Annotated in this window: 16 protein-coding genes; 8 read left to right on the plus strand and 8 right to left on the minus strand. The window is 73.6% G+C overall.

Features of this window, described 5'->3' with window-relative positions:
* Positions 1-7 precede the first annotated feature (7 nt).
* Positions 8-631: a hypothetical protein gene (locus J2X68_RS13465; protein ID WP_310432791.1), complete on the minus strand. Its 624-nt coding sequence runs from the start codon at positions 629-631 to the stop codon at positions 8-10.
* Between the two features lie 190 nt (positions 632-821).
* Between J2X68_RS13465 and J2X68_RS13470 the strand changes: the two genes are divergently transcribed.
* Positions 822-2,471 carry a serine/threonine-protein kinase gene (locus J2X68_RS13470; RefSeq protein WP_310432740.1) on the plus strand — a complete coding sequence of 550 codons (1,650 nt, stop codon included), beginning with the start codon at positions 822-824 and terminating at the stop codon, positions 2,469-2,471.
* Positions 2,472-2,482: 11 nt separating this feature from the next.
* Here the strand turns inward: J2X68_RS13470 and J2X68_RS13475 are convergent, their stop codons facing one another.
* The 5 genes from J2X68_RS13475 to J2X68_RS13495 all read right to left on the minus strand — a co-directional run bounded on the left by J2X68_RS13475 (position 2,483) and on the right by J2X68_RS13495 (position 12,221).
* Positions 2,483-4,078, minus strand: a complete 1,596-nt coding sequence (locus tag J2X68_RS13475) for a serine hydrolase (RefSeq protein WP_310432741.1) — start codon at positions 4,076-4,078, stop codon at positions 2,483-2,485.
* Positions 4,079-4,277: 199 nt separating this feature from the next.
* Positions 4,278-5,243, minus strand: a complete 966-nt coding sequence (locus J2X68_RS13480; protein ID WP_310432742.1) for a DUF1152 domain-containing protein — start codon at positions 5,241-5,243, stop codon at positions 4,278-4,280.
* Positions 5,244-5,378: 135 nt separating this feature from the next.
* On the minus strand, positions 5,379-6,743 hold the full coding sequence (locus J2X68_RS13485) for an FAD-dependent oxidoreductase (protein ID WP_310432743.1): 1,365 nt from the start codon (positions 6,741-6,743) through the stop codon (positions 5,379-5,381).
* Between the two features lie 132 nt (positions 6,744-6,875).
* Positions 6,876-9,572 (minus strand): SpoIIE family protein phosphatase, encoded by a 2,697-nt coding sequence (locus J2X68_RS13490; RefSeq protein ID WP_310432744.1) that lies wholly within the window; start codon positions 9,570-9,572, stop codon positions 6,876-6,878.
* 51 nt (positions 9,573-9,623) lie between these two features.
* The gene (locus J2X68_RS13495) at positions 9,624-12,221 is read right to left on the minus strand and encodes a SpoIIE family protein phosphatase (protein ID WP_310432745.1); all 2,598 of its coding nucleotides are present in this window, start codon (positions 12,219-12,221) and stop codon (positions 9,624-9,626) included.
* Between the two features lie 123 nt (positions 12,222-12,344).
* Between J2X68_RS13495 and J2X68_RS13500 the strand changes: the two genes are divergently transcribed.
* Entirely contained in the window at positions 12,345-13,196 is an 852-nt protein-coding gene (locus J2X68_RS13500) for a DUF72 domain-containing protein (protein ID WP_310432746.1), read from the plus strand.
* Between the two features lie 110 nt (positions 13,197-13,306).
* Here the strand turns inward: J2X68_RS13500 and J2X68_RS13505 are convergent, their stop codons facing one another.
* Entirely contained in the window at positions 13,307-13,969 is a 663-nt protein-coding gene (locus J2X68_RS13505; protein ID WP_310432792.1) for a lipoprotein, read from the minus strand.
* 210 nt (positions 13,970-14,179) lie between these two features.
* Between J2X68_RS13505 and rpmG the strand changes: the two genes are divergently transcribed.
* The 3 genes from rpmG to J2X68_RS13520 all read left to right on the plus strand — a co-directional run bounded on the left by rpmG (position 14,180) and on the right by J2X68_RS13520 (position 16,673).
* Positions 14,180-14,344, plus strand: coding sequence for a 50S ribosomal protein L33 (rpmG, locus tag J2X68_RS13510; protein ID WP_307166823.1), 165 nt, complete (start codon positions 14,180-14,182; stop codon positions 14,342-14,344).
* Positions 14,345-14,488: 144 nt separating this feature from the next.
* On the plus strand, positions 14,489-15,025 hold the full coding sequence (locus J2X68_RS13515; RefSeq protein WP_310432747.1) for an isochorismatase family cysteine hydrolase: 537 nt from the start codon (positions 14,489-14,491) through the stop codon (positions 15,023-15,025).
* 220 nt (positions 15,026-15,245) lie between these two features.
* Complete coding sequence (locus J2X68_RS13520) at positions 15,246-16,673, plus strand: alkaline phosphatase family protein (protein WP_310432748.1); 1,428 nt, start codon at positions 15,246-15,248, stop codon at positions 16,671-16,673.
* A 21-nt stretch (positions 16,674-16,694) separates the two neighbouring features.
* Here the strand turns inward: J2X68_RS13520 and J2X68_RS13525 are convergent, their stop codons facing one another.
* The gene (locus J2X68_RS13525) at positions 16,695-17,102 is read right to left on the minus strand and encodes a cupin domain-containing protein (RefSeq protein WP_310432749.1); all 408 of its coding nucleotides are present in this window, start codon (positions 17,100-17,102) and stop codon (positions 16,695-16,697) included.
* A 363-nt stretch (positions 17,103-17,465) separates the two neighbouring features.
* Between J2X68_RS13525 and J2X68_RS13530 the strand changes: the two genes are divergently transcribed.
* From J2X68_RS13530 to J2X68_RS13540, 3 genes are all read left to right on the plus strand, one after another.
* Positions 17,466-18,362, plus strand: coding sequence for a hypothetical protein (locus J2X68_RS13530; protein ID WP_310432750.1), 897 nt, complete (start codon positions 17,466-17,468; stop codon positions 18,360-18,362).
* 196 nt (positions 18,363-18,558) lie between these two features.
* On the plus strand, positions 18,559-20,571 hold the full coding sequence (locus J2X68_RS13535; protein WP_310432793.1) for a DUF1996 domain-containing protein: 2,013 nt from the start codon (positions 18,559-18,561) through the stop codon (positions 20,569-20,571).
* A 257-nt stretch (positions 20,572-20,828) separates the two neighbouring features.
* Positions 20,829-22,610 (plus strand): hypothetical protein, encoded by a 1,782-nt coding sequence (locus tag J2X68_RS13540; protein WP_310432751.1) that lies wholly within the window; start codon positions 20,829-20,831, stop codon positions 22,608-22,610.
* Positions 22,611-22,666: the final 56 nt, after the last annotated feature.

Raw genomic sequence — 22,666 nt, forward strand, 5'->3', positions numbered from 1 at the left:
GAACCGTCTACGACCCCGACCCGGTGGTCCGGCCCCGCCGGCCGCCGACCCCCCGCCGTCGGCCGCCGCCCCGTTCCGGGCCTGCGCTCGTGCCGGACGCGGGGGCGCTGAACCCGCCGGGGACGAGACGCGGCGGCCCCACGGTCGGTGTCGAAGGTCCGGAGGGCGCCGGGCCCGTGCCCGCCCCCCGGCCGCCCGGCTCGGCGCCGGCGCCCGCCGCCGGGTCCGGGACGCGGGGCTGCGGAGGCGCCGCGCGGTTCAGCACGCGGGCGTGGGGCAGCAACGGGGCGCAGGCGGCGCAGACTTCGCTGAGGGTCCACACCTGGCCGACGGCCGGGTCGTGCCGCAGCACGAGGACGACGGAACCCGCGCAGGCGACCCGGGTGCCCTCGTGCAGCGCGCACTGCTGGCGACGGCACCAGCAGGCGGCGTCGTGATGGACCGCCGCCGCTCTGGCGTGCGCGGCCGCGTGGGCCACCGCGAAGCGGCGCAGGGCCGCGAGGTCCCGGGAGCGCGGCGGCATCACGCACGGAGAGGAGCAGGTGACCGACGCGGTGCGGTCCCGGTGCCCGACCACGCGGATCGTCCAGCAGCGGCCCGGACGGCGGGCCGAAGGGGCGTCAGGGTACATAAGAGCCAAAGCACATGTCCTTCGTGGGGGAGGGCGACGAGCGAAGGGGGGAGCGGTCCGGGAGGGGTCCCGCACGGCCCGGCGGAAGGTGACCTCGCTCACAGCATGCCCGGGGCTCGCGCGGACCATTCGCGTCGTGCCCCCTCTGGCCGACGCACGGCCTGTCGGTCCGTACCCCTAAGCTCCCCCCATGAGCACAGGGGAACCCCACAGACGCGTCGTCGACGGTCGTTTCGAGCTGGTCGGGCGACTCGGCGGCGGAGGCATGGGCCTGGTGTGGCGGGCCCATGACCTGGCGCTGCGCCGGGACGTGGCCGTGAAGGAGGTACGGCCTCCGGACCCGGACCTCGCCGAGTACGACCCCGAGGGCGCGCGGACGCTGCGTGAGCGCGTCCTGCGGGAGGCCCGCGCGCTGGCGCGCGTCCACCACCCCAACGTCGTCACGATCCATCACATCGTCGACGGCGGCGAGAACACGTATCCGTGGATCGTGATGGAGCTGGTCGAGGGCGGCTCCCTCCAGGACCGGCTCGACCGGGGAGTGATGACGCCGGCCGAGGCCGCGCGCCTGGGGCGCGAGGTGCTGTCCGCGCTGCGCGCCGCGCACGCCGTCGGCATCGAGCACCGCGACGTGAAGCCCGCCAACGTCCTGCTCCGCCCCGACGGTCGGCCCGTGCTCACCGACTTCGGCATCGCCTCCGTCCGCGAGTCCGCCGGTCTCACCGCCACCGGCGCCGTCATCGGCTCGCCCGACTTCATGGCGCCGGAACGGGTCAGCGGCAAGGAGGGAGGTCCCGCCGCGGACCTGTGGTCCCTCGGGATGCTGCTGTACGTCGCCGTGGAGGGCCACCATCCGCTGCGCAGGGCGAGCACCCTCGCCACGCTGGCCGCCGTGCTCGGTGAGGACGTTCCCGAGCCGCGCCGGGCCGGACCGCTGACCGGCGTCCTCACCGCGCTGCTCGTCCGGGACCCGCAGGCCCGCCCCGACGCGGCGGAGGTCGACCGGCTGCTCGCGGCCGTGACCGGGGACGCGCCGGATCCGTCGGGGTCGGCGCCCGCCTCGGGCGGGCACATTCCGCCGACCTCCTACCCCCTCGCCCCGCCCGCGGCCGCCGACGCCGCCTTCGCCCGGCCGCACACCCCGGCCCCGCCGCACAGCACCGCGCCGACCCGAGGGCGACGCGCCCGCGGGACGGCCGTCACCGGAGCCGTCCTCGGCACGGCCCTGGCGGGGGTTCTGGTGTGGACACTGCTCCCGGGCACGGACGGCGGCGGGACCGGCGGCGCGGCAACGCCGAAGCCGGCCGTGTCGCAGAGTGCCCGGCAGACGACCTCCGGCGCCACGTCCGGCGACTCCTCCGGCGGGGTCGCCGCCGCGGAGAAGGTCGACCTGCTCAGCGAGAAGGGCCTGAAGGCGGCCGTGGCCGAGCTGACCGCCGCCATGGGCGGGTCGAAGGTCACCAGCCTGGTCGTGTACGGCGAGTACGCCATCGCCGACGCCCCCGTCGCCGGTCACCCGAAGCTCTACGACCGGTACATGTACCGGGGCGGCGACGTGGCGGTGAAGGACGGGCCGGGCGGCACCGTCATGAGCGGCGCGATCCCCGTCGACCTGGACGTCTACGACTGGGGCGCCGTGCCGGCGCTGCTCGCCAGGGCCACCGAGGTGCTGGGCGTCGCCGAGCCGACCAGCCGCTACCTGGTGATCAACCCGGGGTCGTCCGTCTTCGACAGCGGGCCGACGATGAGCGTCTATCTGTCCGACGACTACGGCAGCGCCTACCTGAGGGCCGACGTGCGGGCCCGGGTGATCGAGACGCACCCGCGCGACGACGGCTGACTCCCGGCCGTCTACTCGCGGGTGAAGGTGCCCAGACCGGTCTCGTCGAACGCCTCCACGGTGACCTGGGTCGCCTTGCCGTCCCGGTCGCCGCGGAAGGTGACGCCGGACAGGCCGACGGCGTTCTCGCCCACCGTCCGGAAGCTGAACGTGTCGCCGTCGTAGTGGGTCAGCCGGAACGTCGTCGGCTTCGGGCCGAGCCGCATGGTCAGTGCGCCGCCGGACGCGGAGACGGTCAGCGGACCGTAGAAGCTGTTGGCGTACGTCCCGGTGCAGGCGGCGTCGGGGCGCGCGGCGGCCGCGTTCGCGGGCGGGGTGGAGTAGTCGGTGGGCGAGACCTCGGCCTGTTCCTGCTGCGCGTAGACCTTCCCGATCAGGTCGAGCCAGTCGGCCGTGGGCTTCCCGTGCCGGGCCGTGTCGAAGAAGCTCTCCGCGATGGCGTCGGGAAGCCCGAGCGGCTTGCCGTTGGTGAGGACCACGATGCCCAGTCGCTCGGCGGGAAGCATGGTGACGTTGGTGTTCGCGCCGAGGGCGAAGGCGCCCGAGTGGCTCAGCCGCAGGCGGCCCAGGTCGTCGTAGCCGACGTTCCAGCCGAGGCCGTAGAAGCCCGTGCGGCCGGCCGGCGTCTGCGGGGGATTGGAGACGATCGCGGGCACATGGGTGCGTTCGAGCGGCTCGGCGGGGATGATCTGCTCGCCGTCGAGTTTGCCGCCGGCCAGCTGGAGGCGCAGCCAGCGGGACATGTCGCGGGCGGAGGAACTGGCGCCGCCGGCCGGGGACTGGGCGTCGGCGTCGCGCACGAACTGGGCCCGCCAGGTGCCGTCGGGGGCCTTCACATGCAGGTCGGCCCGGTTCTTCGCGGCCTGGTAGTCGGCGAAGAGGGAGCTGGTGGAGTCCATCCCGGCGGGCTTGTAGAGGGTGTCCTCGGAGAGCTTCTCCCAGGTGGTGCCCTCGGCGTTCGCGACCGCCTGTCCGGCCGCCGTCGGGCCGTAGTTGGTGTAGGCGTAGGAGGCCCGGAACGGGGTCAGCGGCTCGTACCGGAGGTGGCCGAGGATGTACGAGCGGTCGTAGCCGAGGTCCTCCAGCAGATCGCCCGCGTGGTCGGGCAGCCCGCTGCGGTGCGCGAACAGATCCGCCATCGTGACGTTCCGCGTCACCCACGGGTCCTTGAGGGCGAAGCCCGGCAGATGGGCGGCCACGGGGTCGTCCCAGCCGATCTTCTCGTCGCCCTCGCCCACCGCTCCGGCGACCACGGTCGAGGCCAGGGGCTTGGACAGCGACGCCAGCTCGAACACGGTGTCGGGGTCGATCTTGGCGGGCCGGCCTGCGTGGCGGACGCCGAAGCCCTTCAGATACACGACCCGGTCCTTGTACACGACGGCGACAGCGACCCCGGGCACGCCTGTCCGCTTCATTCCGGCCCGCACGATCGAGTCGAGCTTCCCCACGGCCGCGTCCACCTCCGCCGCCGTCAGCTGCGCGGGCGGCTGGGGCGGAGGGGCGGCGGCGAGCACGCCTGGGACGAGCAGCAGCGCGGCCGCGGCCAGGGCCGCCCGGTACGTCCCCCGATGGCGTTTCGTCGTCTGCCGAACACCCATGCAGACCATTGAACGCCTCGTCGGGAACAGTGTCCTGCCGAGCCGTGCGTGTCCGTCCCCCGCCGAGGGAGCTGGTCGCCGGCTTCGCGGTCCGGGCGGCGGCCGTGCTGCTGCTGACCGCGGCCCTCGTGTTCGTCGGGCGGCCGCGTCCTCGCGGCCCGCTGACGACCGGCTCACCGCGCCGTGTACCGCGCTGCGGGGCGGGCCCTCAGTGCGGGAAGGCGCGGGGCTGCCGCAGTCGGGGGAGCCCGTCGCGGAACTCCTCGATGCGGGTGCTGATCTGCCGCATCAGCACCGTGCCGGCGAGACGGTCCAGGTAGAGGTTGCGGCGGGCCAGACCGGGCGCGTCGACGCAGAAGTAGAGCGCCATGAGCGGATTGACGAACAGTTCGCTGTCCTTGGTCCGCTCGGTGAACCGCACATCGCCGAAGGCGCCGCGCACGGCGGCGGCGACGGAACCGTTGACGATGCTCGGGTGACTCGGGGTGCGGGCCTGGGCGTCGGCCACGGCGTCCAGGTAGAGGGCGCCCTCGGGGCTCTGGTGCGACAGGGAGAACGCGCCGAGGTACGCGCCCTCGCGGTCCAGCGCGGCCAGGTTCTCCAGGACGAGGGAGTGGTTCACGCCGTGGTGGGCGTCGACACCGAAGCCGAGACAGGCCACCAGCCGGTGGGGGACGTCGTCGAGGGCGTCGACGGCGGCCAGACTCGCCATGTCCTCCTCGGGCGTGCCCAGTCCGTGCTCGTCGCCGCGCATCAGGATGTCGGTCCCGCCGTCCACCAGGACGACCGCGTCCACCCCGCCCAGGTGGTCGAGGAGCGCCCGGTAGGCGGCGCGCAGGGGCTCCACTCCGGTGCGCGGGAAGGCGTACACCGTGGCGGGCAGGTCGTGCCGTTCGAGCCAGCGGGCCAGGGTGCGCTCGGGGAAGTAGTCGCCGCGGGCGGGGATGCCGGGGTGGACGGCCGCGACGTCCGGCTGGAGCCAGACCTCGAAGGGCAGCCCGTGCAGGTCGGCGAAGGAGAGGCTGGCCAGATGGACCTCCTTGCCCGCCGCGCGCAGGGCGAGCATCAGCGGGAGGCCCGCGTACACGTCGAACCCGCCGCCCGCTCCGGCGACGAGCACCCGGCGCGCGTCGCGCAGCCGGGTGAACAGGGGAGGCTCGTGGAGGGAGAACACCCCGGGACGCTAGCAGGCGTCGATCACGCGGCCAACGGGATGACGTCGACCGAACTGCCACGCGGGCGGGTCGGGGTTCGGCCGGCCGATCGCCGCCGGAGCAGCCGGAGCGGTCCGGCCGAACCCGGGCCTGGACTACGCGCCGCTCTCCCGCAGCATGTCCTCACGCTCGACGATCTTCACGCGCTCGCGGCCCTGCGGCTCGCCCAGCGCCTTCTCGGCGGCGTCCAGCTTGTACCAGCCCTCCCAGGTGGTGAAGCGGATCTCGCGCTCGGCGAGGAACGCCTCCACGGCCTCCGGCTCGGGCGAGGCGGGCGTGTGCAGACGGCCGTTCGCGTGGTCGTCCAGCAGGTTCGACACCGTCTCGTTGGCGTCGCCCTTGGTGTGGCCGATGAGGCCGACCGGGCCACGCCGGATCCAGCCGGTGACATACGTCGACTGCAGGTGCTCGCCGGACTCCTCCATGACACGGCCGCCCTCGTCCGGGACGGTGCCCGAGTCGAGGTCCCAGGGCAGCTTCGGCAGCTTGTCGGAGAGGTAGCCGACGGCGCGGTAGACCGCCGTGACGTCCCAGTCCTTGAACTCGCCGGTGCCCTTGACGTTGCCGGTGCCGTCGAGGGCGGTGCGCTCGGTGCGCAGGCCGACGACCTTGCCGTCCTCGCCGAGGATCTCGGCCGGCGACTCGAAGAAGTGCAGGAACAGCTTGTGCGGGCGGTTGCCGACGTCGCGGATCGCCCAGTTCTCCAGCGTCTTGGCGACCATGTCGGCCTGCTTGTTGCCGCGCCGCGTGGCGATCGAGCCGTCGTCGTAGTCGATGTCCTCGGGGTCGACGATGACCTCGATGGTGGGGGAGTGGTCCAGCTCGCGCAGCTCCATCGGGGAGAACTTCGCCTGCGCCGGGCCGCGGCGGCCGAAGACGTGGATCTCCAGGGCCTTGTTGGCCTTGAGGCCCTCGTAGACGTTGGCCGGGATCTCGGTGGGCAGCAGTTCGTCCGCCGTCTTGGCCAGCACGCGCGCCACGTCGAGGGCGACGTTGCCGACGCCCAGGACCGCGACCTTCTCGGCCTCGAGCGGCCAGGTGCGCGGCACGTCCGGGTGGCCGTCGTACCAGGAGACGAAGTCCGCGGCGCCGTAGGAGCCGTCCAGCTCGATGCCCGGGATCGACATCTCGCGGTCGGCGGTCGCGCCGGTCGAGAAGATCACCGCGTCGTAGAAGGCGCGCAGGTCGTCCAGGCTGATGTCGGTGGGGTAGTCGACGTTGCCGAAGAGACGGATCTGCGGCTTGTCGAGGACCTGGTGCAGGGCGTTGACGATGCCCTTGATGCGGGGGTGGTCCGGGGCGACGCCATAGCGGATCAGGCCGAACGGGGCAGGCATGCGCTCGAAGAGGTCGATGGAGACACCCGGGTCGGCGGCCACGTCGGACTTGAGCAGCGCGTCGGCGGCGTAGATCCCGGCGGGGCCGGCTCCGACAATGGCTACCCGCAGGGGGCGGGGCATGATCAGGTTCCCTTCGAGTGGCGACAGATCGACTCGGGGGAAGCCTAAACTAAGGCAAACCTTACTCGGTACGCGGGTCCGGTCTATGGACTCATAAGCATCATTTATGAGTGGAAGGGCCGCCGACTCGCCTCACGGCAGCGGCTGTTCGGCCCAGATGACCTTTCCCTTGGCGGTGTAGCGGGTGCCCCAGCGGTCGGTCAGCTGCGCCACCAGGAACAGTCCGCGGCCGCCCTCGTCGGTCATGGCCGCGTACCGCAGGTGCGGAGAGGTGCTGCTGCTGTCGGCGACCTCGCAGATCAGGGTGCGGTCGCGCAGCAGCCGGACACGCACCGGGCCGCTCCCGTAGCGGATCGCGTTGGTCACCAGTTCGCTCAGGATCAGTTCCGTCGTGAACGACAGCTCCTCCAGGTCCCAGCGCGCCAGTTGCCGCACCACGGCCGCCCGCACCTCGCCGACCGCCGCCGGGTCCACCGGCACGTCCCACTCGGCGACCCGGTCGGCGCCCAGCGCCCGGGTGCGCGCGACGATCAGCGCGATGTCGTCGTTGGGGCGGGCCGGCAGGAGGGCGTCCAGGACGGCCTGGCAGGCGCCCTCCGGCGGATCGCCCGCGCCCCGCTCCAGGGCGGTGCGCAGCAGCTCCAGACCGGTGTCGATGTCCCGCTCCCGGTCCTCCACCAGCCCGTCGGTGTACAGCACCAGTGAGCTGCCCTCGGCCAGCTCCAGCTCGACCGTCTCGAACGGCAGCCCGCCCAGCCCGAGCGGGAGGCCGGCGGGCACCTCCAGGTACTCGACCCGGCCGTCGGGGTGCACCAGCGCCGGCGGCGGATGGCCCGCCCGGGCGATCGTGCAGCGCCGGGAGACCGGGTCGTAGATGGCGTAGAGGCAGGTCGCCCCGGAGACGGCCCCGTCGGCGCCGTCGTCCGCCTCGTCCTGGTCGATACGGGCCACCAGCTCGTCCAGCAGGCCGAGGAGCTCCTCAGGGGCCAGGTCCAGGGCGGAGAAGTTGTGCACCGCGGTGCGCAGCCGGCCCATCGTGGCCGCCGCGTGCAGCCCGTGGCCCACCACGTCACCGACGACGAGGGCGACCCGGGCCCCGGACAGGGGCAGCACGTCGAACCAGTCGCCGCCCACGCCCGCCTGCGCCGGCAGGTAGCGGTAGGCGATGTCCAGGGCGTTCTGCTCCGGCAGCGTGCGCGGCAGCAGGCTGCGCTGCAGGGTGACCGCCATGCCGTGCTCGCGGGTGAAGCGGCGCGCGTTGTCGATGGAGATGGCCGCCCGCGCGACCAGTTCCTCCGCGAGCACCACCTCGTCCGGGTCGAACGGATCGGGCCGTTCCGAACGCCAGAAGCTGACCACGCCCAGGATCAGGGACCCGGCCCGCACGGGCACGGTGATGAGCGAGTGGATGCCGAACTCCACGACCTGCTCGGTCCGTTCGAGGTCCTGGGCGCGCCAGCCCGGCGCCTGGGCGAGACGGGCCTCCAGCACCGCCCGCGCCTGGCCGAGGCTGCGGGCCTGCGGGGAGGAGTCCACGAACCGGATCCGCTCGCCCACCGCGTACAGCGGCGCGCCCTTGCGGATCGCGCTCACCGCCGTGCGCCGCAGCGTGCCGCGGGCCCCCGGTTCCTCGCCCTCCAGCACGGCGTCGAACAGATCCACGGACGCGAAGTCCGCGAACCGCGGCACGGCCAGTTCCGTCAGCTCCTCGGCGGTCCTGGTGACGTCGAGGCTGGTCCCGATGGCCACTCCGGCCGCGTACAGCATGTCGAGGCGCTCGCGGGTCGCCTCCGCCCGGCCCGACAGGGCCCGCAGCTCCGTGGAGTCGCGCAGGGTGGCGACGCTGCCGGCGGGGCCGCCCGCCAGGTCGGTGGGCCGCTGGTTGATCGCCAGCAGCCGTTCCCCGACCAGGTGCACCTCGTCGGAGACCATCCGCCCGGAGGCCAGCAGTTCGGCGGTGTCCCGGTCGAGCCCCAGATCGAGGACCTGGCGCCGTTCGGCGTCCGGGGGCAGGTCGAGCAGGCGTTGCGCCTCGTCGTTGGCGAGCAGCAGGTCGCCCTCGCCGCCGACGATGATCACGCCTTCCCGCACGGAGTGCAGGACCGCGTCGTGGTGCTCGTACATCCGGGTCATCTCGCGCGGGCCCAGGCCGTGGGTCTGGCGCAGCAGACGCCGGCTGACCAGCGCGGTGCTCGCCGTGGCCAGGGCGAGGGCGATGGCGGCGCTGCCGAGCACGAGCGGCAGCTGCCGGTCGGCGTTGCCGCCGACGTGGGCGGTGGTGATGCCGGACGACACGAGCCCGACCACGGTCCCGTCGGCCGTCTTCACCGGGACCACCGCCTGCACCAGCCGGCCGATGGTCCCGTTGACCTCCTCGACGACGATCCCGCCGTCCAGCGCCGGCTGGATGTTCCCGACGAACTTCTTGCCGATGCGGTCCGGTTTGGGGTGCGTGTAGCGGATGCCGTCGGTGTTCATGACGACGAGGAAGTCCATGTCGGACGCCTTGCGGGCGGCCTCGGCCTTGGGCTGGAGCACGGCTGTCGGGTCGGGCGCGTTCAGCGCCTCGACGATGCCCGGCGAGTTGGCGAAGGTCTGCGCGACCGCGACGGAGCGGTTGCGGGCCTCCTGGGTGGTGTCGTGACGCACCTGCAGCAGCAGCGCCACCACGGCGGCCACGACCAGCAGCAGCACGATGACCACTTGGAGGACGAACACCTGCGCCGCGAGACTGCGCCCGCCCAGTGCGGACTCAGGCGTGCGTCGGACGCGTGGGCCCCGGGGACGACGGGCCGGCCGGGCGTCCGAGCGCCCCAGGAGTCGGACCATGTGCCATGTCTACACTGCCGGGCCGCGCGAGGCGAGAGCCGTCACGCACGGTCACGGACCGTGTCCCCCTCGCCTGCCGTACGTGACTTCGGCCGTCCGCCGGGTGGCCAGCAGGAGTGCGATGTCGTCCGCCCGGTCCGCGGCCTGCCGGGCCGTCGCGGTGAGCCGGTCGGCGACCTCCGCGAGGGAAGGGCCGCCGGTCCCGTCGGGCTCGGTCCCGTCGGGCTCGGTCCCGTCGGGCTCGGTCCCGGCCGGCGGGCGCCCGGCCCCGGCCAGGGCCCGGCGCAGATCCGTGATGCCGTCGTCGATGTCGTGGCCGGGCCGCTCGACCAGCCCGTCGGTGTAGAGAGCGAGGATCGCGCCCGGGTCCAGCCGAAGCTCCGTCACCGGGTAGTGGGCGCGCGGGTCCACTCCGAGCACCACGCCGCCGGCCAGCTCCACGACCTCGGTCCGGCCGTCGGGGTGGCGCAGCAGCGGCGGCAGATGCCCGGCGCGGACCGCCCGGGCCCGCCCGGTGGCCGGGTCGAGCCGGACGTAGCAGCAGCTGGCGAACTGGCCGGGGTCGAGGTCGATCAGGAGGTGGTTCGTGCCGCCCATGACCTCCTCGGGCGGCCGGTCCCCCAGCGCGAACGCCCGCACCGCGCTGCGCAGCTGCCCCATGGTGGCCGCCGCCTGCACGCCGTGCCCCTGCACGTCCCCGATGACCAGGGCCAATCCGTCCCCCGCCTCCACGACGTCGTACCAGTCGCCGCCCACGTCCATGCCCTCGGTGCCCGGCAGATAGCGCCCCGCGGTCTCCACACGCGGGTGCTGGGACAGCCGCCGGGGGAGGAGGGCCTGCTGGAGCCCGCGGGCGAGGGCGGCCTCGGTGTCGTAGCGCTGGGCCTTCTCCATGGCGTGGGCGATGAGCCCGGCCAGCGCGGTCAGCACCGTGCGCTCCTCGGAGCTGAAGCTGCGCGAACGGTCGAAGCCGAGGATGCACGAGCCGACGGGGCGGCCCGAGGCGATCAGCGGGAGGAAGGCGCGGGCGCCCTCCGAGGCGTCGAGGTCGATGCCCGGATAGGCGGCCGCCAGCTGCTGCATCGAGTCGAAGAAGAGCGGCCGGCCCGTGGTGAGGGTCTCCACGCCGGGCAGCCGGGTGTCCAGCCCGACGCCTTCGAAGGGGGCCAGGAAACCCTCGGGGAAACCGGACTCCCATGCCAGATACAGATGCCGCTCCTGGAGCAGGTAGATGGCGAGCCGGCGGCCGCCGAACGCGGGCAGCAGCTCCTGCATCACCACCGCCGACACCTGGCGGGCGGTCACCGCCTCCGTCAGCGCGATGGCCAGGACGATGGGCCGGTAGAGCGAGGCGCCGGTGCCGGGGGCGGGGGTGTCCGTCTCCACGGGCTCGTGGGCCGACTCGTCGGGCACGCGGTTCGCCGGGACGGCCTTGCAGGTGACCAGATCCGCGCCCGGATACAGCGAAACCCGCAGCCAGTCGCCCTCGTACGGCCGGGGGACGGCGGAGGGGTCGGTGGGGACGGGAAGCCGCACATGGAAGTGCGCGGGTTCCGGCGACAGCAGGGCGCCGCGCAGATGCTCCTCGCACGTGGGCTGGTTCAGCCACGGCACGGCCTCCCACAGGGACCGCCCGACCAGCCGGTCCCGGGGCACCCCGAGGAGGTGCCCGGCCCGCGCGTTGGCGTAGACGACCAGCCCCAGCCGGTCGAGGCAGAACACCCCTTCCGGGAGGAGGTCGGCCGCTCCGTCGGCCAGGGCGCCGGGGCCCGGATCGAGGAGGACGCCGGCGATGGGGCGGGGCACGGTGGACGGGGCGTCGCCCGGCAGGGCCGCCACGCCCGTCGCGTCCCACAGTTCGAGCAGCCGCAGCCCGCCCTCGGTGGTGCGCACCTGGAGCGGCAGCGGCGGCGGCCGGCCGCGGGCCGTGCGGTGCAGCAGGCCCGGCAGCCGGTGGGCGTCCGTCGGGTCGACGGACCGGGCCAGGGCGTCCAGGGTGCCCGGGAAGGCGTCCGGGGGCAGACCGAGCAGGGTGCGGGCCTGTTCGTCGAGCGTGACGACGTCGGTCGTGGGGTCCCAGGCGAACCGTCCGACGCGCCCCGGGGCCGACCCGGCGGCCGGCGGCCGTACGCACAGCGGCTCCTCGTCCCAGGTGACGTCCCCGCCGTCCGCCCCGAGCCGCAGCAGGTCGGCGGCCAGGGCGTCCGCCACCGCCGTCAGCCGCTCCCGCTCCGCCTGCACCTCCGCCGCGTCGGCCGCCGACGGGCGCAGGACGGCCAGCACGCCGAAGGACCGTCCGTCCGCCACCACGGGCACGTAGAGCGAACCGAACTGGAAGGGCAGGCCCGCCGCGAGCTGCGCGTAGCGGCGCATCATCTCGGTGGCGTTGGCCAGCACCACCGGCACACCGGTCCGGTACACGTCGGCCACCGGGAACGGCCGGTCCATGTGCACCCGCCACCAGGGGCGGAACAGCTGACCGGGCAGCCCCGCGAGGACCGCGAGGCGCAGCAGCCGGGACGTGGTGGAGCACAGGTACACGCCACCGGTGCGGCCGTCGGTCGCCCGCAGCGCGTCCGTCACGGCCCCCGTCAGCAGCGCGGGCGGTGGCCCGGACGGCTTCCGCTCGTTTCCGGCGCTCCCAGTCATTCGGCCCTACCTCGTCCGTGCGCCGCCGCATGGGCGACACAGTAAGAATGCGCCACACCTGGCCGGATGTGCATCCGCGCGGCCTCGGGGGAGAACGCGTCCCGCCGGGGTAACCGGCACGCCATGAGTGAGATTCTGGTCGGCGCCTGCTCCTGGACGGACCGGGCGCTCGTCTCCAGCGGCTGGTATCCGGCGGGGCGGCGCGACGCGGAGGGGCGGTTGCGCCACTACGCCGAACGCTTCCCGGTCGTGGAGGTCGACGCGACCTACTACGCGCTGCCCGGCGAGCGCAACGGCCGGCTGTGGACGGAGCGCACCCCCGACGGCTTCGTCTTCGACGTGAAGGCGTTCTCCTTGCTGACCGGGCATCCCACCCGGTCGGCCGTGCTGCCGCCGGGTCTGCCCGCCGACGTCCGCGGCCCGAAGGCCCTGGACGAGGTGTGGCGGAGGTTCACGGACGGGATCGGGCCGCTGCGCGACGCGGGGCGGCTGGGCGCCGTCCTCTTCCAGTTCCCGCCGTGGTTCCGTCCCGGCGAGCGGGCCCGCGCGTTCCTCGGCCAGTGCGCCGAGCGCACCGCCGGGTGGCCGGTCTGCGTCGAGTTCCGGCACCCGGACTGGTGGCGGGGCGAGCGGGAGCACACGACGGCCGACCTGCTGCGGTCGTACGGCTTCGCCACCGCCGCCGTCGACATGGAGCAGTCCCTGCCGACCGCCGTGCCGCCCGTCACGCCCGTCACCTGCGGACGGCTGGCGGTCGTGCGCCTGCACGGCCGCAGCCCGGCCTGGGGCAGCGGCAGCAAGGAGGACCGCTTCCGGCACGACTACACCGACGCGGAGCTCCGCGAGTGGGTGCCGAGGGTCCGCGCGCTCGCGCGGCGGGCCGAGCGGGTGCACGTGCTGTTCAACACCTGCTGCGGCGACTCCGCGGTCCGCGCCGCCGAGCGCATGCGCACCCTGCTCGCCCCCGGCCGCTGACGGCCCCTCGCCCCGGCCCGGGCGTCCGGCTCGCCCGGCCCCTGCCGGGCCGCGCCGTCCGCTCGTGCGCGGCCCGGCAGGGGCCGCAGGGGCGGTCGGCGGAGCTGTCGTCAGCCGGCGGACGTGGTGCGCAGGGTGCTCTTGGCCAGTTCGTACGCCGGGAGCATCGCCTCGTGTTCCGCGGTGTCCATGCCGCCCAGATGCAGGACGACGGGGCCCTCGGGCGTGGTGACGGCCAGCGCGTGCTCCTTCTTCGTCTCGTCGAGGAGTTCGCTCGTCGTGACGTACGCGACCTCGGCGCCGGTGAGGTCGCCCGCCTTCACCGTGCTGTAGCGCGCCCCGCTCGCCCCCTGCTCGGCGGCCACGAAGTCCTCCAGCACGGCCCGCGCGTCGGTGTCGCCCGGCTCGCCGGTCCACACGCGCAGGAACCCGATCTTCCCCGCGGGCTTGGCGTCGACCTCACAGGCCATGGTGACCGGCCCCTGGCGCAGGAAGGCGTCCGCGAGATCGGCGAGGTCCCCGGTGGCGGCGGTCGCCCCGCCTGCGTCGACCGCCTCCGCCTTCCAGAACTCGGCGACGTCGAAGGTGACGGGAAGCTCGCACGCGGAACCGGAGGCCCCGACGGACCCGCCGCGCGCCGCTGTCTTGGCGGTCGTCGTCGGCTTCGCGGACGCCCCCGACGCCGCGCCCCCATCGGCCTCCTCGGCCGCGCAGCCGGTCATCAGCCCCGTCAGCAGAGCCGCCAGCGTCAGCCCCTGCCCCACGTTCCCCACGGTCCCCGCCCCGAAGCGCACTGCTGTGTCTCCTCTCGACGCCGGCGCGATACCGGCGGAGCACTGTAACCGAGGGGGGAGAGGCCTCCGCCACCGAGATACGCCGCCGGGGCGGATGCCGCCGGGAATGTCCCGGCCCCACCCCCTGTTGTAGCGCGTGACTGACATGCACCGATCAGTAGGTGCGAGTCGGTGCGAGAGGAGTTCCCCATGGCCCGCAGCACGGCGCGCCCCGTCATCACCCTGAGGTCCACCGCCGGCACCGGTGTCACCTACGCGACGCGCAAGAACCGCCGCAACGACGCCGACCGGCTGGTCCTGCGCAAGTACGACCCCGTCGCCGGCCGGCACGTCTCCTTCCGCGAGGCGCGATGAGGCAGGCGCCCGCCCGGTAGGGGCGGGCGGCGCCGACCACAGGCGGCACAGCGGCCGGGGTCCCGGAAAGGGACCCCGGCCGCTTCCTCGCGCGGACGAGTGACGTGCCGTCATCTTCGCGCTCCGCCGGGAACCCATAGCGGCATGAGCAAGACCGCGCTGATCGTCATCGACATGATCAACACGTACGACCATCCGGACGCCGACCTGCTCCTGCCGTCGGCCCGCAAGGTGGTCCCGGTGGCCGCCGGTCTCCTCGGCCGGGCCCGCCGCGCCGGCGAACACGTCGTCTACGTCAACGACAACTTCGGCCAGTGGCGCTCCCACCACGGCGAACTCCTCGACGAGGCCCTCGCCGGACCGCACGCCGGACTCGTCGAACCGCTGGTGCCCGACGCCGACTCGCTCTTCGTCGTCAAGGCACGGCACTCGATCTTCTTCGAGACGCCGCTGTCCTACCTGCTCCACCAGGAGGGCATCGGCCACCTGGTCCTGTGCGGCCAGGTCACCGAGCAGTGCGTCCTGTACTCGGCGCTCGACGCCCACATCCGCCACTTCGACGTGACCGTCCCCCGGGACGCCGTCGCCCACATCCACGCCGATCTGGCGGACGCGGCGCTGGTGATGATGGAGCGCAACATGGGCGCGCGCGTGCTCGACAGCGGCGAGCTGTGGACCTGAACGACCCGGCGCCGCAAGCCGCCGCACGGGCACCGCGTTCGCGCCGCGACCGCGGCCCCGCCCCGCCGGAGGGCGGGCGGCCCCCTGTACCTCGTGCGGGGCCCGGGCCGCCGCCTTCTCACCGCCCCCGCTTCCGCGGCCTCCCCTCCTCCGTCGTCTCCCCGCGTCCGCGCGTCCTGCGCGCACCCGCTTCCTCCGCTCACCAAGGGGCACACCACACATGGCCGAGTTGACCCGTCGCAGACTCCTGGGTTCGGCCGCGGGCGCGCTGGGCGCCGCCGCGGCGCTCTCCCTCCTCCCGCCGAGCGTGCAGAAGGCCGTCGCCGCCGGACCGTCCCGCCGGGGCTCACTCGCCGACGTCGAACACGTCGTCCTGCTGATGCAGGAGAACCGCTCCTTCGACCACTACTTCGGCACCCTCTCCGGCGTGCGCGGCTTCGCCGACCCCGACGCGCTGACCCTCGACACCGGACGCTCCGTCTTCTACCAGCCCGACACCGAGAACCCCGCGGGCCACCTGCTGCCCTTCCACCTCGACACCCGTGTCTCCAGCGCCCAGGCCATCCCGTCCACGAGCCACGCCTGGTCGGTGCAGCACGAGGCGTGGAACGGCGGCCGGATGGACCGCTGGCTGTCGGCCCACCGCGCGGCCGACGGCGCGAACGCCCCCTACGTCATGGGCTACTACACGCGCGAGGACATCCCGTTCCAGTTCGCCCTCGCCGAGACCTTCACCGTCTGCGACCACTACTTCTGCTCGGTCCTCGGCCCGACCTGGCCGAACCGCCTGATGTGGATGACCGGCACCATCGACCCCGAGGGCACCCGGGGCGGGCCCGTCGTCCGCAACTCCGCCCCGACGCCGTTCAGCTGGACGACCTACGCCGAACGGCTCCAGGCGGCCGGGGTCGACTGGAAGGTGTACCAGCAGGAGGACGACTACGGCTGCAACCTGCTGGAGCAGTTCGACGCGTTCCGGAACGCGCGCCCGGGTTCCGAGCTGTACGAACGGGGCGTGCGGCCGCAGCCGGAGGGCGCCTTCGAGGAGGACGCGCGAGCCGACCGGCTGCCCACCGTCTCCTGGCTGGTGCCGCCGGGGCACCAGTCGGAACACCCCGACCACCTGCCCGCGGCCGGCGCCGACTTCGTGGCCTCCAAGCTCGAGGCCATCGCGGACAACCCCGACGTCTGGCGCAAGACCGCCTTCATCCTCAACTACGACGAGAACGACGGCCTGTTCGACCACGTGCCGCCGCCGACGCCGCCCGTGGGCACGGCCGGGGAGTTCGTCGGCGGGCTGCCGATCGGCGGGGGCTTCCGGGTTCCCGCCATCGTCGTCTCGCCCTGGACGGTGGGCGGCTGGGTGGCCACCGAGCCGTTCGACCACACGTCGACCCTGCGGTTCCTGGAGAGACTCACGGGGGTGCTGGAGCCCAACATCAGCGACTGGCGGCGCGGCGCCTTCGGAGATCTCACCTCCGCGTTCCGCTTCGCGTCCACCAGCCCGCTCGCGCCGCCGCTGCCCGACGACACGGCGGAGCGGCTGCTGAGGGCGAAGGAGGAGGTCGCCACTCTGCCCAAGCCGGCCCTGCCGGGCGCCGAGCAGTCGTTCCCGCTGCAGGAGACGGGCCCGCGGCCGCGGCTCTGACCGGGGCGAGCGCACCCCCCCTCAGCGGTGGACGACCCGGACGGGCGGGTCTGCGCGCGTAGACAGCGGGCTGTCCCGCGGAAGGAAGAAGAGGGCGCAGATCCGCAGCGGTTCCGGCTCCCGGTTCTCCGCCCTGTGCACGCCCTGCGGCCCCACCGGTTCGACGATGCATCCGCCGGCGGGTGTCACGCACTCGGACCCGTCCGCCAGGGTCCGGGTCAGGACTCCCGCCGTCACCACGGCGACGACCCGGCCCTCGTGGTAATGCCAGGGGAGGGAGTGGCCCGGCGGGATCTCGTAGTCGGCGACCACGACCCGGGTGTTCTCCGGTGCGGTCAGGGCGAGCCGTTCGGTGAGCAGCCCGTCGGCGAGCAGGGTCGGCAAAAGTTCGGAGGCGGGGCGGGCCTCGACGGGCGACGATCGGTTCACGCGGCGGTCGCCCGGAGCGGGCGGGAGCCGGGGGCGCCGGGGCCGGTCGGGCCCGCTGGGCGGCCTGACCCGGCCGGGTCCATGTTCCGCTGGTCAGTGCGTTCCACACCGGTGACATTAACCCACTTGAGTGACGCAGAGGTGACCGGGTGTCATCGAGCGCGCCGATGGCCTGATGCCGCGTGCGCCCCTCCCGGATCCTTTCGTGCGCCCCTCCCGGATCCTTTTCGGCCGCGTGCCCGACCGGCCCGGCCGGAATGTGAGGTGGACGGTCCGTGCGGGAGTGATCCTCGCAAGCCTTCCGCGCGTCTTTCAGGACGTGAATCGCCAGGAAGACCATGCGACCAGTGCCGGGGGGAGACCTTGAGCATCCTGCGTCCCGACGTGGAGCGGCCGCGCGAACGCCGCGCCGGTGACGAGCCGCGCGCCGGCCGTGCCGATGAGGGGCCGCATGCCGGCGGGGCCGCGGACCGGACGCGTCGCAGCCGTGCCGATGACGGGCCGCGCGCCGGCCGTGCCGCGGACGGGCCAGTCGCCGGCCCTGCCGCTGGTGTGCCCGCCCGCGCCGCACGCTTCGCCGGCCGGACGCTGCGGGGAGAGTGGTACGGCATCGTCGTCGACCCCCTGCGGGAGTTGCGCCGGCGCGGGCCCGCCGCGCTGCTGCTGGCGTTCGTGGCCTGCGCGGGCGTGATCTTCTTCCACGCCATCGCCCAGCACCCCACGGGCGGGGCGGCGGTGCGGATCCTGGGCGGGGTCCGGGGCGATCTGCCGTTGTGGCTCGCCCTGTTGCGGACCCCCGTCTCCCTGTACGTCCCGGCCCTCGACCTGCCCGTCTGGGCCGGGATCACCCAGCTGTTCCTCGCCTTCGCCCTGGCCGAACTCGCCCTGGGCCGCCGCAGGACCCTGCTGATCGCCTACGCGTCCACCCTGGCCGGCACCCTCACCGTGCGGGTCATGCTGGCGATGGGGCCGGGACGGTGGGGCCTCGGACTGCCGCCCGAGGTCGGACAGGTGCTCGACACCGGCCCGTCCGCCGCGGTCGTGGGACTGTTCACCTATCTCTCGGTCGTCCGCCGCGCGCCCATCGTGTTCACGCTCACCGGCGGCTCGATGGTGCTGGAGTCGATAGCCGTACCCAACCTCGCGGGCCGCGAACACCTCATCGCGGTGGCCGCCGCCTTCGTCCTCGGGCTGCTGCACGAGAGGGGCCGCCACCGGCGGCGGACCGGCACGAACGCGCAGGACACCGCGTCCGCCTGAGATCTTGCTATGAATTCGTGGTGCGGTTGAACACTCCTGAGTCCGTCTGCGTATAGGGCCGGGGGATCTCATGCCCATGGCCGCCGACGACGAAGCGTAGGAGCACTCCTTGGTACAGAACAGGCGCAGACGCCAGACGGGCGGGCGACGCGCGACTTTCGCGGCGCTGGCGCTCATCATCGGCGGCGGTGGACTGATGGGGGTGAACGTCTATGCCTCGGCCACCGAAGACGGCTCGGACTCCGCACAGGGCGGCAACAGCGCCGTCACCATCGACTGCCCGGACGTCGGCGACAAGCTGACCAGCGTCCCCGAGCAGGCCTCGGCCGAGGTCGACGGCGAACTCGCCCGGCTGGACGAGCAGATCGCCGCCGCCTACCGCCAACTCCAGGAGTCGGCCGAGTCGGTGCGACAGGACGCCGACTTCGCCGACAACGCGGTCATGGACCCGTTGAAGGAGAAGCGCGGCGCGACGATCCAGCGCATCGCGGAGGCCATCGACCGGGCCGGTGACCGCCCCGAAGGCCTGGAGGACCTCGCCGCCTGCACCCTGCGCGCCAACGACGACCAGGCCGACGAGGGCGCCGACGGCAACGGGGACGAGAACCAGAACGGCGACCAGGGCGACGGCCGGAACGGCGACGGAGACCAGCAGGGCGACGACGGCCAGCAGGGCAACGGCGGTCAGGCCGGCAACGGCCCCGTCGCCGCGGACTACGCCGACATCAACGCCGTCCAGCCCGCGCAGCAGACCCCGGACCCCAGCTCGGGTCCCTCCCGCGGCACCTTCACCACCAGCTGCGGAGTGAACGCGAACGGCGTGTTCAACTCCGACAACGTGATCGTCGCCCCCGGCGTCAGCAACGGCGCCCACCACTTCCACGACTACGTCGGCAACCAGTCCAACGACGCCTTCGCCTCCGACGACGACCTGGCGAACGCCGGCACCAGCTGCGTCGACCAGGGCGACAAGTCCACCTACTACTGGCCCGTGCTGCGCCTCCAGAACGGCAACCAGGAGCAGGACGCGCAGAAGCCCGGCGGCGGCATCGAGGGCAACGCCGGTGAGATCGTCACGCCCAAGGAGGTCACCCTGACCTTCGTCGGCAACCCGCGTGCCAAGGTCACCGCCATGCCCCGGCTGCTGCGGGTCATCACCGGCGACGCCAAGGCCTTCGTCAACGGCACCGCCAACGCCAACGCGTCCTGGAGCTGCACCGGCTTCGAGGACCGGCAGCTGAAGGACAAGTACCCGCTCTGCCCGTCGGGCAGCGACGTGGTGCGCACCTTCCGCTTCCAGAGCTGCTGGGACGGCGCCAACATCGACAGCGCCAACCACCGCACCCACGTGGCCTTCGCCGCCGCCGACGGCACCTGCCCGAACGGCTTCGAGGCCGTCCCGCAGCTGGTGCAGCGGATCGTCTACGACGTCGACGCGCCGAGCCTCCAGGACGGCGGCAAGACGGTTCCGCTGTTCGCGGTGGACTCCTTCCCCGAGCAGCTGCACAAGCCGGTGACCGACCACGGCGACTTCATCAACGTCTTCGACGAAGGCCTGATGCGCGAGATGGTCGACTGCATCAACGAAGGCCGCACCTGCGGCGCCGGCACCGACCCGGGTTCCGACGACGGCGCCGGTGACGGCAACGGCGGCAACGACGACGGTTCCGGCAACGGCGACGGCGGCGACAACGGTTCAGGGAACGGCGGCGACAACGGTTCCGGCGACAACGGCGACGCCGGCAACGGGAACGACGACGGCAACGCCGGCAACGGGAACGACGACGGGAACGCCGGGAACGGCGACGGCGGCGCGGGCACGCAGGAGCCGTCGCAGGCCCCCGAGGAGCCCGCGACCACCGCGCCCGGCGGCAACGCGGGCGACAACGCTTCCGGCGGCGCCTCCGCGACCACCGAACCCCGCGTCTACACGAAGCCGTCGGCCAAGGCGGCCACCTCCGCGCCCGCCGCCGGCTCGGGCGGCGAGATCGGTTCCCCGGCCACCGCCGCTCCCGTGACCCCCCCCGAGCAGTCGCAGACCCCGGCCGGCACGGGCGCCGACACCACCGACCCGGACGGGACCGAACCCCAGGCGGTCCAGGGCGGTCTCGCCGAGACCGGCGCCGACCTCTGGCCCGCGGCGGCCGGCGGACTGCTGGTGATCGCGGGCTTCGCCGTCCTGTTCCGGAACGCACGCCGTAAGTACTGAGCGCGTCGCGTGCTGAGGGCAGTGCGCACGCAGACCCGGTGAGCGCCGGGACTCGCGCACTCAGCACGGAGAACGAGCACGGAGATCGAGCCACTCCGCCGAGGGCCCGTCGGACCGCCGACGGGCCCTCGGCGCGTCCCACCGGTCCCCGGGCCCCCGTACGGGTGCTCCCGCACCGAGCCACCGGCCTCGCGCCGGACCGCGCGGTATACGTCGTTCGAAGCGCGGTGGGAAGCGCGCGCGAGGATGGGAGACCCATGGAGCACACGGCGTCCGCAGAGCGACCCGAGCACCCGGCGTCCGGGGAGTACTACGACCTCGGCACCCACGGCCGGTCCGTGACGACCTCGTCCGCGGAGGCCCAACGGTGGTTCGACCGCGGACTGGTGTGGTCGTACGCCTTCCACCACGAGGAGGCCGTCGCCTGCTTCGAGGCGGCGGTCCGCGCCGACCCCGACTGCGCCATGGCCCACTGGGGCATCGCCTACGCGCTCGGACCCAACTACAACAAACCATGGGAGTTCTTCGACGACGAGGAGCTCGCGCGGACCGTCGCCCGTACGCACGAGGCCGTCGAACTCGCCCACCGCAAGGCCGCGGGCGCCACCCCCGTCGAGCGGGCCCTGATCGGCGCGCTGCGCGCCCGCTACCCGCGGAACCGCCCGGCCGAGGACTGCTCGGTGTGGAACGAGCCCTACGCCGACGCCATGCGGGCCGTCCACGAGCTCGACCCCGACGACCTCGACGTCGCCGCCCTGTACGCCGACGCCCTGATGAACCTCACCCCCTGGCAGCTGTGGGACCTGCGCACGGGCGATCCCGCGGAGGGCGCCCGCACACGGGAGGCGAAGGCGGTGCTCGACCGCGCGCTGGCGCAGGCGGGCGCGGCCGGGCACCCGGGCGTCCTGCACTTCTCCATCCACCTCATGGAGATGTCGCCCACTCCCGAGGCCGCCCTGCAGGTCGCCGACCGGCTGCGCGGCCTGGTCCCCGACGCCGGTCACCTGCAGCACATGCCCTCGCACCTCGACGTGCTGTGCGGCGACTACCGGCGCGTCGTCACGGACAACACCGCGGCGATCGCCGCCGACGAGAAGTACCGCGAGCGCTCCGGCGCCATGAACTTCTACACGCTCTACCGCTCGCACAACTACCACTTCAAGATCTACGGCGCGATGTTCCTGGGGCAGTACCGGACCGCCCTGGAGACGGCGGAACGCCTGGAAGCCTCCATCCCGGAGGAGCTGCTGCGCGTGCAGAGCCCGCCCATGGCCGACTGGCTGGAGGCGTTCCGCACCATGCGGTTCCATGTGCTGGTCCGTTTCGGCCGCTGGCAGGACATCCTCGACGTGCCGCCGCCCGCCGACCCGGCCCTGCACAGCGTGACGACCGCGATGCGCCACTACGCCCGCGGTGTCGCGCTCTCCGCCACCGGCCGGGTCCCCGAGGCCGAGGCCGAACGTGTCCTGTTCCGTTCGGCGGTCGACCGGGTGCCCGAGACGCGGATGCTGTTCAACAACACTTGCCAGGACATCCTCGCGATCGCGTCCGCGATGCTCGACGGCGAACTGGAGTACCGCAAGGGCCACCACGACCTCGCCTTCGCCGCCCTGGAGCGGTCCGTCGAACTCGACGACCGCCTCCCCTACGACGAACCCTGGGGCTGGATGCAGCCCACCCGGCACGCGTACGGCGCGCTGCTGCTGGAGCAGGGGCGGATCGAGGAGGCCGAGGCGGTCTACCGCGCCGACCTCGGACTGGACGGCACACTGCCCCGCCCGTCCCAGCACCCCGGCAACATCTGGTCCCTGCACGGCTACCACGAGTGCCTGGTCAGGCTGGGCAAGGACGCGGAGGCGCGGATCGTGGCCCAGCAGCTGAAGTTCGCCGCCGCCCTCGCCGACGTACCCGTCCGGGCGTCCTGCTTCTGCCGTCTCGACACGGACCCGGGGCCCGGCACGCACGGCGGTACGGACGCCGACACGGACGCCGGCACCGGGACCTCGGTCACATCCGGGTGCTGCGGCATGGACAATTGATCGAGATCGTCGGCGCGGTCGGCGCACAAGAGGGGGCCTCGGAGCATGGCGGGCGC

The sequence above is a fragment of the Streptomyces sp. 3330 genome (genome assembly GCF_031456635.1).
Lineage (GTDB): Bacteria > Actinomycetota > Actinomycetes > Streptomycetales > Streptomycetaceae > Streptomyces.